The organism is Herbidospora sp. RD11066, assembly GCF_054661255.1.
The window spans coordinates 50030-67761 of the sequence record NZ_BAAGDO010000010.1 but is presented as its reverse complement, the minus strand read 5'-3'; the positions used below and the strand labels follow the sequence as shown (position 1 = coordinate 67761).

The window sequence follows — 17732 nt, the reverse complement described above, 5'->3', positions numbered from 1 at the left end:
TGAGAGAAGACCATGGCGGATGAGAAGAAGCTCGCCGAGTACCTGAAATGGGTCACGGCGGACCTGCAGAAGGCTCGGCACCGCATCACCGAGCTGGAGTCCGGACGGCAGGAGCCGGTGGCGATCGTGGGCATGGCCTGCCGCTACCCCGGCGGGATCGCGTCGGCCGACGACCTGTGGCAGCTCGTGCTCGACGGCCGGGACGCGATCTCGGAGTTCCCCGCCGACCGGGGCTGGGACCTCGACCGGCTGTTCGACGAGGACCCGGAGACCCCCGGCACGACCTACACCCGCTCGGGCGGGTTCCTCGACGGCGCCGCCGAGTTCGACGCGGAGTTCTTCGGGATCTCCCCGCGCGAGGCGGTGTCGATGGACCCGCAGCAGCGGGTGGTGCTGGAGGCCGCGTGGGAGACCTTCGAGGCGGCGGGCATCGACCCCACCGGGCTCAAGGGCGCCGACGTCGGCGTGTTCATCGGCGCGGTCGAGCAGACCTACCTCGGCCTGCGCGGACCGGCCGAGCTGGAGGGCTACCTGATCACCGGGAAGCTCACCAGCGTGGTGTCCGGCCGGGTCGCGTACTCGTTCGGTTTCGAGGGACCCGCGGTCACCGTCGACACCGCGTGCTCGTCGTCACTGGTCGCGCTGCACATCGCCGCCCAGTCCGTGCGTTCGGGTGAGTCGACGCTGGCGCTGGCGGGCGGCGTGACGATCAGCGCGACCCCCGGCGGGTTCGTGGACTTCTCCCGCCAGCGCGGCCTCGCCCCCGACGGCCGGTGCAAGTCGTTCGCCGCGGCGGCCGACGGCACCAGCTGGTCCGAGGGGGTCGGCCTGGTCCTGCTGGAGCGGCTGTCGGACGCCGAACGCAACGGGCACCGGGTACTGGCGGTGCTGCGCGGCTCCGCGATCAACCAGGACGGCGCGTCCAACGGGCTCACCGCGCCCAACGGGCCGTCGCAGGAGCGGGTCATCCGCAGGGCGCTGGCCGAGGCCCGGCTGAAGGCGTCCGACGTCGACGCGGTGGAGGCGCACGGCACCGGGACCCGGCTGGGCGACCCGATCGAGGCGCAGGCGTTGCTGGCCACCTACGGCGCCGCGCACGACGCGGACCGGCCCCTGTGGCTGGGGTCGCTGAAGTCCAACATCGGCCACGCGGTGGCCGCGTCCGGCATCGGCGGCGTCATCAAGACCGTGCAGGCGATCCGGCACGGGGTGCTGCCCAGGACGATGCACGTCGACGAGCCCACTCCGCTGGTCGACTGGTCCCGCGGCGGCGTCGAGCTGCTCACCGAACAGCGGCCGTGGCCGGAGACGGGCAGGCCGCGCCGGGCGGGGGTGTCGTCCTTCGGGGTCAGCGGCACCAACGCGCACGTGATCATCGAGCAGGCGCCGGACGGCGGCGGGGACAACGGGCCGGAGGCGCCCCTGCCGGTGGTGCCGTGGCCGCTGTCGGCGAAGACGCCGCGCGCGATCAGGGCCCAGGCGCAGCGGCTGCTGTCCTTCGCCGAGCGGAACCCGGCGCTGTCGGCCGAGCGGATCGCGCAGTCGCTGGCCACGACCCGCGCCGCGCTGGACCACCGCGCGGTCGTGGTGGGCACCGGCCGCGAGGACCTGCTGACCGGGCTGCGCGCGCTGGCCGGAGACGCGGAGACCGTTCCGGCGGCGGCCTCGCGCCAGGGCGGGCTCGGGCTGCTGTTCACCGGCCAGGGGTCGCAGCGCGCCGGCATGGGTCTGAAGCTGCGCGAGGCGTTCCCGGTGTTCGCCGACGTGTTCGACGCCGTGTGCGCCGCCGTCGACCCGCACCTGGACCGCCCGCTGCGGCAGGTGATCGCCGAGGGCGACCGGCTCGTCGAGACCCGCTACGCCCAGCCGGCGCTGTTCGCCTTCGAGGTCGCCACCGCGCGGCTGGTGATGTCGTGGGGGATGCGGCCGGACGTGCTGGTCGGCCATTCCATCGGCGAACTGGCCGCCGCGCACCTGGCCGGGGTGCTGTCACTGCACGACGCCGCCGCCGTGGTCACCGCACGGGGCAGGCTGATGCAGCGGCTGCCCGCCGGCGGGGCGATGGTCGCGCTCCGCGCCACCCCCGACGAGGTCGCGCCGCTGCTCAAGGGCCACGAGAGCAGCGTCGGCATCGCCGCGGTGAACGGGCCGTCGGCCGTGGTCGTCTCCGGAGACGAGGACGTGGTCGCCGGGATCGCCGCCACCGTGGCGTCCTGGGGCCGCTCGACCAAGCGGCTCACCGTCAGCCACGCCTTCCACTCCCCCCTGATGGAGCCGATGCTGGCCGAGTTCGGCGACGTCGTGCGCGCGGTCACCTTCACCGCGCCGGCCATCCCGATCATCTCCTCGGTCACCGGTGAGCTCACGGACGCGGACACGCTCTGCTCCCCCGAGTACTGGATCGACCAGGTGCGCAGGCCGGTGCGCTTCCTCGACGCCCTGCGCCGTCTCGCCGACCAGGGCGTCACGGCGACGCTGGAGGTCGGCCCCGGGGCCGCGCTGACCGCGCTGGTCGGCGACGGCCTCGACGGCAGGGCCGGGGTCACGGCGGTCGCGAGCACCCGGACCGGCGGTTCCGAGCCTCTGGAGCTCGTCGACGCGGCAGGCCGGCTGTGGGCGGCGGGGGTCGCGGTCGACTGGGCCGCCTACCTGGCCCCGGCCGGTGTGGCGGCGGGCCCGCTGCCCAGCTACGCGTTCCAGCGGCAGCGCTACTGGCTGGCGCCCGCCGCGATGCGGGGCGACGACCCGGCCGGGCCGGTGTCGGACCATCCGCTGCTGGGGAGCCCGGTCGAGGTCGCCGGCCGGGACGAGGTCCTGATCTCGGGCGCGCTGTCGACGTCCATCGCGCCGTGGCTGGGTGAGCATCGCCTGTTCGGCAGCCAGGTCGTCCCGTCCTCGGTATTGCTGGAGATGGCGGTGCGCGCCGGGGACGAGGTCGGCTGCCCGCACGTCGACGAGCTGGTGGTGGACGAGCAGGTGGTGCTGCCGGAGCGGGCCAGGCTGCGCGTGCAGCTCACCGTGGACGCCCCGGACGACGCGGGCAGGCGCCGGATCAGCGTGCACACCGGCGCGGACGAGGACCGTCCCGTCTGGACGCTCGCCGCCCGCGGGGTGCTCAGTCCCCGCCGGAACGCCGAGGAGGGCCTGAGCGAGTGGCCGCCACCCGGCGCCGAGCCCCTGGACGCCGACCTGCTGCTGCGGCATCGGGCCGACGCCGGGTTCGCCCTCGGCCCGTTCTTCTCGGGACTGCTGGCCGCGTGGCGGCGCGACGGCGAGCTGTTCGCGGAGGTGCGGCTGCCCGCCGACACCGATGCGGACGGGTTCAGCGTCCACCCCGCGTTGCTCGACGCCGCGCTGCACCCCGCCGCGCTGCTCACCGGGCACCCCGGCGTCGTGGCGGAGTGGCGCGGGGTGACCGTGCACGCGGCGGGCGCCGACGCCGCCAGAGTGCGGATCACCCCGGCGGAGAACGGCGCGGTGTCGGTGCTGCTGGCCGACGCGTCGGGCACCGCGCTGGCCCGTGCGGCGGCCGTGGTCACCCGGCCCGCGAGCGAGGACGAGGTCGGCGCCGCGCTGGCCCGTCCGGGCGAGGCGCTGTTCCGCGTGGCGTGGACCCCGGTCATCCCGGCCGGGCCGACCGGCGGGGCCGGGCCGGCCGTGCTGGAGACCGGCCACGGCGGCCTGCCCTGGCCGCTGCGGTTCACCGGGATCGACGAGGCGCTGTCCGCCGCCGGGACGTTCACCGCCCTGGTCGCGCCGCTGATGTTCGCCGCAGAGGACGACGCGGAGGATACGGTCGCCGACCGTGCCCAGTCCGCCGTCCTGCGGGCGCTGGAACTGGTCCGCGCCTGGAACGACGACGAGCGCTCCGCCGAGGTCCCGCTGATCTTCCTGACCCGGCGCGCGATCGACGCCGACGACACGCCGGTCGACCTGGCCGCGGCTCCGGTCTGGGGTCTGCTGCGCTCCGCCCAGTCGGAGATGCCCGGCCGGTTCCGGCTGATCGACATCGACGACGATCCGGCATCGATGTCGGCGCTGCCCGCCGCGATCGCGACCGGGGAGGCGCAACTGGCCGTGCGCGCGGGCTCGGTGGCCGTTCCCCGGCTGGCCCGGCTCGCGCCGGGACATTCGGCAGGGCGCGCGGCGTCACCGTGGCGGCCCGGCGGCACGGTGCTGATCACCGGTGGGACCGGCGCGCTGGGCGCGCTGTTCGCCGGGCACCTCGTCCGTGCGCACGGCGTCACCGACCTGCTGCTGGTCAGCCGGAGCGGCCCGGCCGCGCGGGGGGCGCGAGAGCTGGCCGACGAGCTGGCCGCTCTCGGCGCGCGGGTGACGATCACCGCGTGCGACACCGCCGACCGGGAGGAACTCGCCTCGGCGCTGGGTTCCATCCCCGCATCGCGCCCGCTCATCGGTGTCGTGCACACGGCGGGTGTCCTGGACGACGGCATGATCGGCTCCCTGGACGCCGACCAGGTCGCCAGGGTGCTGCGGCCCAAGGTGCACGCCGCGTGGAACCTGCACGAGCTGACCAAGGACTTGGACCTGTCGGCGTTCGTGCTGTTCTCCTCCGTCGCCGGTGTCATCGGCGGTTCCGGCCAGGGCGCCTACGCCGCGGCGAACACCTTCCTCGACGCGCTGGCCGCGCACCGGACCGGCGCCGGACTCCCGGCGACCTCGCTGGTGTGGGGCCTGTGGTCACAGGTCGGCGGCATGGGTGGCAACCTCGGCGACGCCGATCTCAAGCGCATCGCCCGCACCGGCCTGCTGCCGATCACCCCCGACGACGGCCCCGGCCTGTTCGACGCCGCGCTGCGGACCGGTCGTCCGGCCCCGGTCGTGACCTCGCTGGACGTGCGCGCGCTGGCCGCCCGGCCCACCGCGGTGCCGCTGCTGTTCACCGCCCTGGCCAGGGTCACGTCCCGGCGGGCCACCCAGGGCACGGGCGAGGCCGAGCCGCTGGAACGGCGGCTGGCCGGGCAGTCCGAGCAGCGACGGCGGGAGATCGTGGGCGAACTGGTCCGCGCGGAGGTCGCATCGGTGCTGGGCCACCCCGACGCCTCGGCGATCGGCGACGACCAGCTCTTCGCCGATCTCGGCTTCGACTCGCTGATCTCGGTGGAACTGCGCAACCGACTGGCCGCGCACATCGGCACGCGGCTGTCCGTCTCGGTGGTGTTCGAGCACCCGACGCCCGCCGCGCTGACCGAGTACCTCTGCGCCACGACGCGCGCGGCGGTCACCGGTGGGGACGACGACGTCGCGGGCGTGGACTTCGCCGGCGAGGTGGTGCTCGACGACGACGTGGTCGCCGCGGACACCGTGGTCACCGTCGCCACCGATCCGAGAGAGGTCCTGCTGACCGGAGCCAGCGGGTTCCTCGGAGCCTTCCTGCTGCGCGACATCGTGCGCACCACCGGCGCGGTCGTGCACTGCCTGGTGCGCGGCGTCGACCAGGCCGACGCGGAGCGCCGCCTGCGGGAGAACCTGGAGTGGTACGAGGTGGCGGGCGAGGTCGACCCGGCCAGGGTCGTCGTCCACGTCGGCGACCTCACCTCCTCCCGGCTCGGCCTGGGCGAGCAGGTGTTCGACGACCTCGCCCGCCGGGTCGACGCCGTCTTCCACGCCGGGGCGACGGTGAGCTGGCTGCGCCCGTACCCGGATCTGAAGGGCTCCAACGTGACCGGCACCGTCGAGGTGCTGCGGCTGGCCGCGCGCCACCGCACGGTCCCGGTGCACTACGTGTCGACCACGGGCGTGTTCGCCGCGTCGGAGACCAACGAGCCGGTGGGTGTCACCGCCGCGACCGGTCCGGCGCACCTGCTGCGCAACGGCTACCTCCAGAGCAAGTGGGTGGCGGAGGGCGTGCTCGGGATCGCCCGGGCCCGCGGTATCCCCGTGTCGGTCTACCGGGTCGACGTGGTGTCCGGGGACCGCGACAGCGGTGCGTGCCAGACCAGGGACTTCGTCTGGCTCAGCCTCAAGGGCATGCTCCAGGCCGGTGTGGTCCCCGACCGGCTGACCGGCCGGGTGCACCTGGTCCCGGTGGACTACGTCAGCGGGGCGATCACCACGCTGGCCGCCCGCGAGTCCGCCGTGAACGGCACCTTCCACCTGTTCAACGAGCAGTCGCAGTCGTTCGGCGACCTCGTCGACCACCTGCGGGCGCTCGGGTACGACCTGCCCGAGACCGGCTGGAACACCTGGCGCGCGACCATCGACGCCGACCGGGAGAACGCGGTCACCCCGCTGGTCGACACGTTCGAGGAGCTCAACTCCGAAGGCGCGGGGCCGACCTACCCGCCGATGGACGTCTCGGACACGGAGAAGGCGCTGGCGGGCAGCGGGATCGTGTGCCCGCCCGTCGACCGGGCGCTGTTCGGCAGATACGTGGACTTCTTCGTCCGCAGCGGTTACTTCCCCTCTCCGGCGGAGTGACCCCGCGGTTACCGGACTGAGAAGCGGTTGCGGGGATGGGGAATTCGCCCGTGCTTGGATCGGACGCATGAGCGAATCCCCCATTCTCGTCCTCGGTGGCACGGGCAAGACCGGCGCCAGGGTCGCACGTCAGCTCACCGAGCTCGGTCACTCGCCCAGAATCGCCTCGCGTTCCAGCGCGACCCGCTTCGACTGGCATGACAGTTCCACCTGGCCCGCCGCGGTCGACGGAATGAAAGCCGTCTACGTCGTCGACGAACAGGGCGCCGACGCCGCGACGATGCTCACCGACTTCATCGGCACCGCCAAAGCCGCGGGCGTCGAGCGCCTGGTGCTGCTCTCCGCGCGCCCCTTCGTGCAGAGGGCCGACGAGCCGAGCCTGTTCCGCGTCGAGGACGTGGTGACCGGCTCAGGACTCAGCTGGACGATCCTGCGCCCCACCTGGTTCTGCCAGAACTTCAACGAGCCCAATTTCCTCTGCACGGAGATCGCCGAGGGCGAGCTGCGGGTCACCACTCGCGAGGGCACCGAGCCCTTCATCGACGCCGAGGACATCGCCGCCGTCGCCGTGGCCGCACTGACCGGGGACGGCCACCACGAGGCCGTGTACGAACTGTCCGGACCCCGGTTGATGACCTTCGGCGACGTCGTCGACGAGGTCTCCGCCGCGTCCGGCCGTGAGGTCCGCCTCAGCGTGCTCTCCCCGGAGGAGTACGTCCGGCATCTCGTGGGCCGGGGCCACGCGCGCGACCTGGCCGACTACGTCGTCCGGCTCTTCGACGCCATCGACGACGGGGTGACCGGGTACCTGTCCGACGGCGTGGAGAAGGCCACCGGCCGCAAGGCACGGGATTTCTCGGAATACGCCGCCTCCGTCGACTGGACGAAGGTCTTCCCCGGCCGATAAGAGCGGCGAATCGGATCTCAGCGCGGTGTCAATTGGGTAATCGCCGCAGCGATTACCTGACTGCGATCGACCGCTACTCGACGGGCGGTAGCGTCCACATCGCGCCGAAGACATCCGATAACCACGAATGGGAGTGCGCTCACCATGGCCTTCGAAAAACACGCCCTGGCCAGTGATATCGACACGCACCAGGAAATGTTCAATGTGGCGTTCAACGCGGGCGACGCGGATGCCGTCAACGCCCTGTACGTCGACGACGCGGTCGGCCTGTGGGAGCCCGGAAAGCCGGTCGCGGGCCAGGAGCGCAGGGACTACGTCAAGCACTTCATCGCGACCCGCAACGCGACCGTCGAGGCGACCGTCCACGCGAAGATGGTCCACGGCGACACCGCCATGGTGGTGGTCGAGTGGACGATGGACACCACCAGGGACGGCGTTCCTGAGAAGCTCGGCGGCCTGGCGGTCGACGTCCTGCAGCGGGGCGAGGACGGCGGCTGGCGGTACGTGATCGACAACGCCTACGCGGGCAACGGCCCTTGGCCGGCGGAGAGCTCCTACCCCGCGGAGGGCTGACAAGACCCGGGCGTCACAGGGGCATCACACTGGCGGCACCCGCTCGGCGGCTCTGCGGGCGCGGGCTCCGGCACCGAGCGAGTGCCGGTAGTCGGTGGGCGTGACGCCGAAGTGCGTGGTGAAGTGCCTGCGCAGGTTGGCCGCAGTGCCGAGGCCACTGGCCTCGCTGACCCGCTCGATCGGCAGGTCGGTGGTCTCCAACAGGCTCTGCGCGCGGGACAGGCGCTGGTTGAGCAGCCACTTCAGCGGGGTGAGGCCGGTGGTCGCCTGGAGTTTGCGGAAGAACGTGCGGTTGCTCATGCCCGCCTGCTTCGCCATCGCGTCGATGGTGAGGGGCTGGTCGAGGTTGCGCGAGGCCCAGTCCAGCGTCATCGCGAGGGTGTCGTCGTCCCCGTCGGGGACGGACAGGTCGACGAACTGGGCCTGCCCACCAGGGCGGTGACCGGCCACGACCATCCGGCGCGCCAACTGGCCGGCCACATAGGCGCCCAGGTCGCGGCGGACCAGATGCAGGCACAGGTCGAGGCCCGCGTTCATGCCCGCGCTGGTCAGGACGTCGCCTTCGTCGACGTAGAGCACGGTGTCCTCGACCTGGATCTCCGGGTAGCGCTTGGCCAGGTCGGACGTGTGCATCCAGTGCGTGGTGGCCCTGCGTCCGTCGAGCAGGCCCGCCTCGGCGAGGGCGAACGCCCCCGTGCACATCGAGGCCATCCGCGCGCCCGCCCCGGCCGCCTCGCGCAGCGCGTCCACGAAATCCAGTGGCAGTGGAGCACTGCCGTGCAGCACGGAGTAAGGGACCGAGGGAACGATGACGGTGTCGGCGGCGACCAGGTCGTCGAGCCCGTACGCCGTCCGCACGGAGAATCCACGCGCCGCGGGCTCGTTCGCGTTCACCGCGCAGAGCTTCAATTCATACCAGGGATTAGCCAGGTCGTATTGCGGATCACCGAACACCGCGTTCGCGATAGCGGTCTCGTAAATCTCGCACACCTGCATGTCGGTGCCGTTGATCACAGCGATCGCGATGACGCCCGGACTCATGATCACGAGTCTATGGCAGGAATCGTTCGAAGATGGTCAGATCCGCCGCTGGTCCGGTCACCCCGCCGGTGAAACCGTTGAAGTCCGCCGAAAAAAACCGAACAGGAGTGAATGTGATGTCCAACCCCAATGCCGCCCAGGCGCCGGTCACCGTCATCGGTCTGGGCCTGATGGGTCAGGCATTGGCTGCCGCGTTCCTCGGGAACGGGCACCCGACCACCGTGTGGAACCGCTCGGCCGCCAAGGCCGACGATCTGGTCGCCAGGGGCGCGGTCCTGGCGCCCTCGGTCAAGGACGCCGTCGAGGCCAGCCCGCTGGTCGTCATCTGCGTCTCCGACTACGACGCCGTACACCAGCTGCTCGACCCGGAAGTGGGTTCGCTGAAGGGCCGCACGCTGGTCAACATGACCAGCGCCAGCTCGTCGCAGGCCAGGGACGCGGCGCAGTGGGCGGTGGAGAACTCGGTCGGCGCGTACATCGACAGCGCGATCATGGCGATCCCGCCGGCGATCGCCACCGACGAGGCCCTGCTGCTGTACTGCGGTCCGAAGTCGGCCTTCGACGAGCACGAGGAGACCCTCAAGGCGGTGGCCCCCGCGGCCACCACCTACCTGGGTGAGAACCACGGCCTCGCCGCCCTCTACGACGTCTCCCTGCTCACCATGATGTGGGGCGTCGAGAACAGCTTCCTGCACGGTGTCGCGCTGCTGGGCACCGCGGGCGTGAAGGCCACCGAGTACCTGCCGATGGCCAAGGCGCTCGGCGAGATGTCGCTGGGCTTCATCGAGGCCTACGCCGCGCAGATCGACGCGGGCGACTGGCCCGCGGAGGACTCCACCATCGACACGCACGTCGACGCGATGGACCACCTGCTCGACGAGAGCAGGGAGCTGGGGGTCAACCCCGAGTGGCCGGCGCTCATCACGGCGCTGGGCAAGCGCGCGATCGCCGAAGGTCACGGGCCCGCCAGTTACGCCGCGATGGTCGAGGTGTTCCGCAAGCCTTCCGCCTGAGCCTTTCCCCCTGCGGCGCACCGGGCGCGCCGCATGACAGCGGTCGATCCGATTTGCCTCCGAAAAGGAGGACAACGGGTCGGCCGCTATTCGGCGTTGGCCGAAGAATTGAATTCACGGATTTCTTCGCGCTGGCAGGAATCACTCGAATGGTTCACCGCTTACCGCTCATTTGAATATTCGTCAGCGCGAATAGTCAAGATATAACGGTTGAATCACGGGCGATCCGAGCCTTTTGTTGAATATGTCCCGTGCGCTAGCCTGACCGCGATTGCCTGAATGCAGGACGGCCCTCAGGGCCCCCGTCGCCCAAAGTAGCGACGTCGCCGATGGGCACCCATTGCGCATAAACGTCCGAACAAAGCTCACATTTGAGCGAGGCTTTCGCATGCGCGTATTTCCGCAACACGTTCCGGAAGGAAACAAGGGACAATGACCAACGACATGGAATCCACTCCACCCGAGAATCGGGGTCTGCTGCGGCGCAGTGTGCTGAAGGCGGGTGTCGCGGGTGGTCTCGCCATCACCGGGGCCGCGCTGGCGTCTCCCGCGGCCGCTGAGGCCACCTCGCGGCGCTTCGATGTGATCGTCGTGGGGGCCGGGATGGCCGGGGTCACCGCCACGCGTGAACTGCGCGCCAAGGGCAAGCGGGTGCTGCTCCTCGAAGCGCGCAACCGGGTCGGCGGCCGGACCTGGACCGACACCTGGCGCGGCCACATGATCGAGCGCGGCGGCACCTGGGTCGACCGATTACAGCCCCACGTCTGGCGCGAACTCAACCGCTACCGCCTGCCGATCATGGCCGACCAGGGAGTGACCAGGGCGATCATGCCCACCCTCACCGGCTTCGAGGAACTCGACCCGTCGGTGGCCTACATCCGGCAGAAGGAGCTCTTCACCCGGTTCTTCGACCGGGCGACCGAGATCTTCCCGGACCCCTTCCACCCGCTGCGCCGGCCCGACCTGGTCGCCGAGTTCGACCGGTTCTCGCTGCGCGACCGGCTCAATCAGATGGCCCTGGCGCCGGAGGACGAGGTCCTGCTGACCAGCTGGACCTCGCTGTACGGCGGGACCAGCGAGCGCGGCTCGCTGACCCTCATCCAGCAGTGGTGGGCCCTGGCCGGAGGCACGTTCGAGGGCTTCCACGGCGTCAACACCTACCGTCCGGCCAACGGCACGGTGTCGATCCTGAACGCCATGCTCGCCGAGTCGAAGCCGGTCCTCAAGTTCAACTCCCCGGTCAAGTCGGTGGTCCAGAACGGCCGCGAGGTGACCGTGACGACCCGCGCCGGCGAGTCGTTCACCGCGCCGGAGGTCATCATGGCCGTGCCGGTGAACGTCTGGCGCACCATCTCGTTCAGCCCGGCGCTGCCCGCCGCCCACCGGGAGGCGACGACCACCGGGGTCGGCGTGCCGCACGAGAAGAAGCTGTGGATCGACCTGTCCAACCCCACGGACAGATTCGTGGCCGAGTCGCCCGAGGGCAGGGGTGACCCGCTCTGCTTCATGGGCCGGTTCAACGACGGCCAGCCGGTGGTCGCGTTCACCGTCGACCGCACCTTCGACGTCAATAACCGGGGTGAGATGGAGCGGGCCCTCCGGAGAGTGCTCCCGGGAGCCACGATGCGCGACTACATCGTGACCAACTGGCACACCGACCCGTACGCCCTGGGCGCCGGCGCGTACCGCCAGCCGAACCAGCTCCTCAGGCTGCACGCCAAGCTCCAGCAGCCGCACGGCCGGATCAAGTTCGCGGGCGCCGACATCGCCAACGGATGGAACGGCTACATCGACGGCGCGATCGAAGACGGCCTGCGGGTCGCCGGCTCGCCCACCCTGTCCGGCCCGGCCGCCGCGGCCGCCAGCGCCGAAGAACGCATTTTCGTTCCCAAGGTGAACCGCGGGCTGTACCACGGCCTCGGCGCGCGGTAACAGCCCGGTCTACGCGTGGTCTGCGCGGAATAGCGGTGAGCGGAATTCCGGTCACCGCTATTCGCCATTCCCCACCGGTGATCTCAACGAGGGAAAACGCCCGCACAGGCCGGGAATGTCGCGGTTAGGCTCCTGGCCGTGAGCGCGCCCATCGGTGGCAGATCCTCAATCCACGGCCTTATGCGAAAAGGCGAAAAGGCGTACCGGTTCTCAGGAAAGAAACGAGGGACAGTGAGCCACGAGATGGAATCCGATCGGCCCGAGGGCCGGGGTCTGCTGCGGCGCAGTGTGCTGAAGGCGGGTGTCGCGGGTGGTCTCGCCATCACCGGGGCCGCGTTCGCGTCTTCCGCGGCGGCCCAGGGCTCGACCCCGGGGCGGCGTTTCGACGTGATCGTCGTGGGCGCCGGGATGGCCGGGGTCACCGCCACGCGCGAACTGCGCGCCAAGGGCAAGCGGGTGCTGCTGCTCGAAGCGCGCAACCGGGTCGGCGGCCGGACCTGGACCGACACCTGGCGCGGCCACATGATCGAGCGCGGCGGCACCTGGGTCGACCGATTACAGCCCCACGTCTGGCGCGAACTCAACCGCTACCGCCTGCCGATCATGGCCGACCAGGGGGTCACCAGGGCGATCATGCCCACCCTCACCGGCTTCGAGGAACTCGACCCGTCCGTGGCCTACATCCGGCAGGGCGAACTGTTCACCGAGTTCTTCAAGGACTCGACCAGGATCTATCCGTCGCCCTACCAGCCGTTCGGGAACCGCGACCTGGTCGCCGAGTTCGACCGGTTCTCACTGCGCGACCGCCTCGACCAGATGGCCCTGGCGCCGGAGGACGAGATCCTGCTGACCAGCTGGACCTCGCTCTACGGCGGGACCAGCGAGCGCGGCGCGCTGACCCACATCCAGCAGTGGTGGGCCCTCGCCGGCGGCACCTTCGAGGCCTTCCACGGAGTCAACACCTACCGCCCGGCCAACGGCACGGTGTCGATCCTGAACGCCATGCTCCGCGAGTCCAAGCCGGTCCTCAAGTTCAACTCCCCGGTCAGGTCGGTCGTCCAGAACGCCCGCGAGGTGACCGTGACGACCCGCGCGGGCGAGTCGTTCACCGCACCGGAAGTGATCATGGCCGTGCCGGTGAACGTCTGGCGCACGATCTCGTTCAGCCCGCCGCTGCCCGCCGCGCACCGGGAGGCGACGACCGCCGGGATGGGCGTGACCGAGGAGAGGAAGCTGTGGATCGACCTGGCCCACCCGACGGACAGGTTCGTGGCCGAGTCTCCCGAGGGCAGGGGTGACCCGTTCTGCTTCATGGGCCGGTTCAACGACGGCGATCCGGTGGTCGCCTTCACCGTCGACACCGCCTTCGACGAGTCCGACCGGGGCGAGGTGCAGCGGGCCCTGCGGAGGGTGCTCCCGGGGGCCAGGGTGCGCGACCACATCGTGACCGACTTCGCCAAGGACGAGTTCGCCCTCGGCACCGGCGGCTACCGCCAGCCGAACCAGCTCATCAGGCTGCACGCCAAGCTCCAGCAGCCGCACGGCCGCATCAAGTTCGCGGGCAGCGACATCGCCAACGGCTGGAACGGCTACATCGACGGCGCCATCGAAGACGGCCTGCGGGTCGCCGGCTCACCGACCCTGTCCGGCCCGGCCGCCGCCGCGGCCAGCGCCGAGGAGAACATTTTCGTGCCCAAGGTGAACCGCGGCCTGTACCGCGGCCTCGGCGCGCGGTAACAGCCCGGTCTACGTATGGTCTGCGGCGAATAGCGGTGAGCGGAATTCCGCTCACCGCTATTCGCCATTCCTCCTCGATAATCTCAACGAGGGAAATCGCATGCACATGAAAGGCGCGCCGAAGCTAGGCTCCTGCCCATGAGCGCGTCTATTGACAGCACAATCATGGAACCCGTCGATTCGCTGTTCTCGTGGTTCCGCGAGATGCTCAATTCGCAGCCGGTCAGTAGCGGCGGCGACCACGGAGTAGAGGTCTTCGGTTATGAAGACATCACCAGGATTCTCGCCGACACCAAGACGTTCTCCTCGGAGACGGCAAGGCTGTTCAATCTCCCGCACCCCGAACTCGACCGCTTCGACGAGGGCAACCTGGTCACCACAGACCCGCCACGGCACCGCAAGCTGCGGACCGTGATCAGCCAGGTGTTCACCCCCCGCTCGGTCGCGAACCTTTCCGGACGCATCGAGCTGATCACCAACACCCTGCTGGACAAGGTCGCCGACCAGGATGCGTTCGACCTCGTCGACGCGCTCGCGTTCCCGCTGCCGATCACCGTGATCGCCGACGTGCTCGGCCTGCCCATCGAAGACGAGCCGCTGTTCCGCGGGTGGGGTGACGCGATCGGCGCGCTCGACGCCGCCACCGTGCCCCCCGACCTGCTCGAGGGCGAGGTGGGGCCCGCCCTCCACGAGATGGGCGAGTACTTCCTGCGGCACATGCGCGACCGCAGGCAGAACCCGCGCGACGACGTGATGAGCAGGCTGGCCAACGCCACCATCGACGGCGAGCCGCTGACCGACGGCGAGATGATCGGGGTCACCGGCCTGACCATGTTCGCCGGGCACGCCACCACGATGTCGCTGATCTGCACCACGGTCCTCCTCCTGGAGCAGCACCCGGAAGCGATGGAGGAGATCCGCGCCGACCGCGACCTGGTGCCCGGCGCGCTGGAGGAGGTGCTGCGCATGTACCCGCCGTTCCCGCGCCTGGTGCGGGTCACCACCGCCGACACCGAGATCGGCGGACACCCGGTCGCCGCGGACCAGCTGGTGACGCCGTGGATCGGCGCGGCCAACCGCGACGCCGCCAAGTTCCCCGACCCGGACGTCTTCGACATCCATCGCAACACCGGCGGGCACCTGGTGTTCGGCCAGGGCATCCACTTCTGCCTCGGCGCGCCGCTGGCGCGGCTGGAGGGCAAGATCGCGCTGAACCTGCTGCTCGACCGCTACTCGAAGATCAGCGTTGATCCCGAGCGCGGTGTGGAGTGGGAGAACCCCCACCAGATCATCTGCCCGCGGCGTCTGCCTGTGCGGGTAACTCGGTGACCTGGCAGTACACCACCCGGGCGGCGGCGGCCTGACCACCGTCGCCGCCCGGGAACTGATCCCTGCGCAGCAGGGACGAACCGGACGCCAGGATCCGCCTCATGTGCGTGCGGCGCGCGGCCGAGTCGTCGCCGACGCCGGCGAGCAGACTCGCGGCCGAGCCCTTGGCCCCGCCGTTCCCGGTGGACTGCAGGAACTCCAGCAGCCGGTCGATCGCGATGTCGGAGATGGGTTCCAGGTTCATCGTCAGCGCGTGCCGCAGCCGCGACCCCCACACCGGGCGGCGCCCGGCCAGGTCCGGCCGCGCGGTGACCACCACCAAGACCGGCAGGCCGGGGAGCGATCTCGGCAGATCCTCGACGAAGTCGATCAAATGGTCGTCCGCGACGTGCAGGTCCTCGACGATCACGACGACGGGGCCGCGCCGGGCGATCTGGCCGAGCAGGTACCGCCACGCGTGCAGCACGTCGGTGACCGGAACGTCCGAACGTCCCTGCCTCCGGTCGACCAGGCCGGTCAGCCGGTGCACCAGTCCGCGCCGCTCGTCTTCCGACGGGACGAGTCGCTCCACCGCGATGGCGATCTCGGCCTGGACCAGCTCGACGGGGCCGTCCGGGTCGATGCCGCAGTAGGAGCACAGGAGGTCGCTGAGCACGTCGGTGGCGATGTCCTCCGCGAACGGCCGCGCGCGGGCGACCAGGACCCGCACCGGCTCGGCGGTCGCGGCGATCCTGCGCTCGAACTCCAGGACGAACCGGGTCTTGCCGACACCGGGGTCGCCGAGAACCGTCACCAGGTGGGGCGCGCCGACGTGCCTGGTGCGGCGCAGGAGGCCGCCCAGCACCTCAAGATCGTGCTCGCGGTCGATCACCGGCAGGTCGTACCGCGCCAGGTATTCATGCCGCAGCCCGCCGACCTGCCAGCCGAACGACGACTCGACCTCGAGGTAGGTCGTACCGCACTCGGTGGCACGCCGGGTGTTCTCGCACACCCGGATCTCGCCGACCGGGGTCTGCGAGAGCAACTCCTGGCATTCGTCGAGCAGCACGCCGCTGACCGACGGCGCGCTGTCGTTGTCGTTGTGGTGGCCCACCAGCGCCTCGCCGGTGGCCACCGCGACGTGGACGGCGATAGGGGTCTCGGCGCCGAAGGCGTCGGGGAAGTCGAGCTGGTCGCGGATGGTCAGCGCGGCGAGGACGGCGCGCTCGGCGTCGTCCTCGCCGGTCTCGGGGACGCCGAACAGCGCCAGCCAGATCGACCCGATGGAGGCCACGACGGTGCCGCCCAGCCGCTCGACCTCGTCGCGGATCGTGGCCACGGCCTTCTCCAGCGCCATGTTGCCCATGCCCTGGCAGCGCACGATGAGCACGCTGACGTCCTTGCGCTCGACCACCATGGTGCGCAGCACGGGCACGGCGGGCATCGGGACGGCCTCCGGTTCGAAGGGCGAGGAGGATCTGCGCTGCGGCACGGGCGGGGAGGGCCGGACGTCGGCGGGCCCCGGCTGTTCTTCGGCGCTCTCGCGGGAAGAGCCGGTCTGCAGCTTGATCTGCTTCTGCATCCCGACCGGGACCAGCGCCGGGTCCTGGGTGAGGATCGCCTGCTGCAGCGAGCGCAGCGCCGGATTCGGTTCCAGGCCGACGTCCTCGACCAGGCTGGTACGCAGGGCGTGGTAGGCGTTGAGGGCGTCGGTCTGCCTGCCGCTGCGATAGAGCGCCAGCATCAGCTGTCCGCACAGGCGCTCGCGCAGCGGCTCGGTGGCGACCGTGCGCTGGAGCTCGGCCAGGATCTGGTGGTGGTGCCCTCGGTCGAGCTCAACCTCGAAGTAGTCTTCGAGCGCGGCCAGCCTGGCGTCCTGCACCGGGATCAGCTCGGGCCAGTCGATGCCCGACTCGACCAGGTCGGCCAGCGCGGGCCCGCGCCACAGCTCCAGGGCCTGCCGCAGCAGCAGGGATGCCGCCTCCAGGTCGCCCTCGGCGCACTTGGCGCGTCCCGCCTCGACACGCTGGTGGAAGTTCTGCACGTCGGTCTGCTCGGGTGCGACGCGCAGCATGTAGCCGGGTGGCTGGCTGAGCAGCGCGGCGGAGCCGCCATTGGCCGACAGCACCCTGCGCAGCCGCCAGACCGAGTTCTGCACGATCTTCCTGGCCGACAGCGGCACCCTGTCCTTGGGCCAGAGCGAGTCGACCAGCTGACTACTCGCCACGACACGGTTGCGGTTGAGCAGCAGGAGCCCCAGCGTGGCCCGCTGCCGGGCACCGCCGAGGTCGACCAACTCATCGCCGTGTACGACCTCTAATGGCCCGAGCATCTTGAAGTAGGTCACTTACTCTCCCCGAGTATTTTATTGCGCCCTATCGAGCGCGACCACACCGAGCGTGCAGAGCCTTTGTTACCCGTGAACGAGCTTCGCATATCACGCTGATACGACCGTAACCGACGAGATCGTCCGACACGCGACCGAAAGCTGCCAACCTGCCCCAGAAATTACGGACAGCTCCCCAACTGGAGTTGCGACGTCCGGAAGCATGTAAAAGGTGACATAGCGCAGGGGCCCGTATTTCTTGGGAATTCAACCAAGGCTAAACGTTCTCGCATACTGAGACAACAGGTGAGACGCGGCAGGTCACAGATTGATCGCGCAGGGCGTGGCGCCGGCCTGGAATACACCAAGATCCGCGGGGACGACGACACCCGCCGGTTGTCATATTCGCGCCCGTCGGACAGCTCTCGCATCCGGCACGATTTCGCATGCGGCC

9 protein-coding genes are annotated in these 17732 nt (G+C 70.5%); 7 read left to right on the top strand and 2 right to left on the bottom strand.

Annotated features, from left to right (window positions below; all coding sequences use genetic code 11):
• The first annotated feature begins 12 nt into the window (after positions 1-12).
• The 3 genes from ACYQ78_RS31720 to ACYQ78_RS31710 all read left to right on the top strand — a co-directional run bounded on the left by ACYQ78_RS31720 (position 13) and on the right by ACYQ78_RS31710 (position 7921).
• A complete protein-coding gene (locus ACYQ78_RS31720) occupies positions 13-6441 on the top strand; it encodes a thioester reductase domain-containing protein (RefSeq protein ID WP_459804628.1) in 6429 nt (2142 codons plus the stop codon).
• A gap of 67 nt (positions 6442-6508) precedes the next feature.
• On the top strand, positions 6509-7348 hold the full coding sequence (locus ACYQ78_RS31715) for an NAD(P)H-binding protein (protein ID WP_459804627.1): 840 nt from the start codon (positions 6509-6511) through the stop codon (positions 7346-7348).
• A 144-nt stretch (positions 7349-7492) separates the two neighbouring features.
• Positions 7493-7921, top strand: coding sequence for a YybH family protein (locus ACYQ78_RS31710; RefSeq protein WP_459804626.1), 429 nt, complete (start codon positions 7493-7495; stop codon positions 7919-7921).
• Positions 7922-7945: 24 nt separating this feature from the next.
• On the opposite strand, the gene ACYQ78_RS31705 is transcribed toward ACYQ78_RS31710, so the two are convergent.
• Positions 7946-8962, bottom strand: a complete 1017-nt coding sequence (locus ACYQ78_RS31705; protein WP_459804625.1) for a GlxA family transcriptional regulator — start codon at positions 8960-8962, stop codon at positions 7946-7948.
• Between the two features lie 116 nt (positions 8963-9078).
• On the opposite strand from ACYQ78_RS31705, the gene ACYQ78_RS31700 reads away from it, so the two are divergent.
• The 4 genes from ACYQ78_RS31700 (at position 9079) to ACYQ78_RS31685 (ending at position 14973) form a co-directional block, all read left to right on the top strand.
• A complete protein-coding gene (locus ACYQ78_RS31700; RefSeq protein ID WP_459804624.1) occupies positions 9079-9975 on the top strand; it encodes an NAD(P)-dependent oxidoreductase in 897 nt (298 codons plus the stop codon).
• Positions 9976-10407: 432 nt separating this feature from the next.
• Positions 10408-11907, top strand: a complete 1500-nt coding sequence (locus tag ACYQ78_RS31695) for a flavin monoamine oxidase family protein (RefSeq protein ID WP_459804623.1) — start codon at positions 10408-10410, stop codon at positions 11905-11907.
• A gap of 243 nt (positions 11908-12150) precedes the next feature.
• A complete protein-coding gene (locus ACYQ78_RS31690; RefSeq protein ID WP_459804622.1) occupies positions 12151-13644 on the top strand; it encodes a flavin monoamine oxidase family protein in 1494 nt (497 codons plus the stop codon).
• Positions 13645-13809: 165 nt separating this feature from the next.
• Positions 13810-14973 (top strand): cytochrome P450, encoded by a 1164-nt coding sequence (locus ACYQ78_RS31685; protein ID WP_459804621.1) that lies wholly within the window; start codon positions 13810-13812, stop codon positions 14971-14973.
• Here the strand turns inward: ACYQ78_RS31685 and ACYQ78_RS31680 are convergent.
• The gene (locus ACYQ78_RS31680) at positions 14933-17299 is read right to left on the bottom strand and encodes a BTAD domain-containing putative transcriptional regulator (RefSeq protein WP_459804620.1); all 2367 of its coding nucleotides are present in this window, start codon (positions 17297-17299) and stop codon (positions 14933-14935) included. The genes ACYQ78_RS31685 and ACYQ78_RS31680 overlap by 41 nt on opposite strands.
• Positions 17300-17732: the final 433 nt, after the last annotated feature.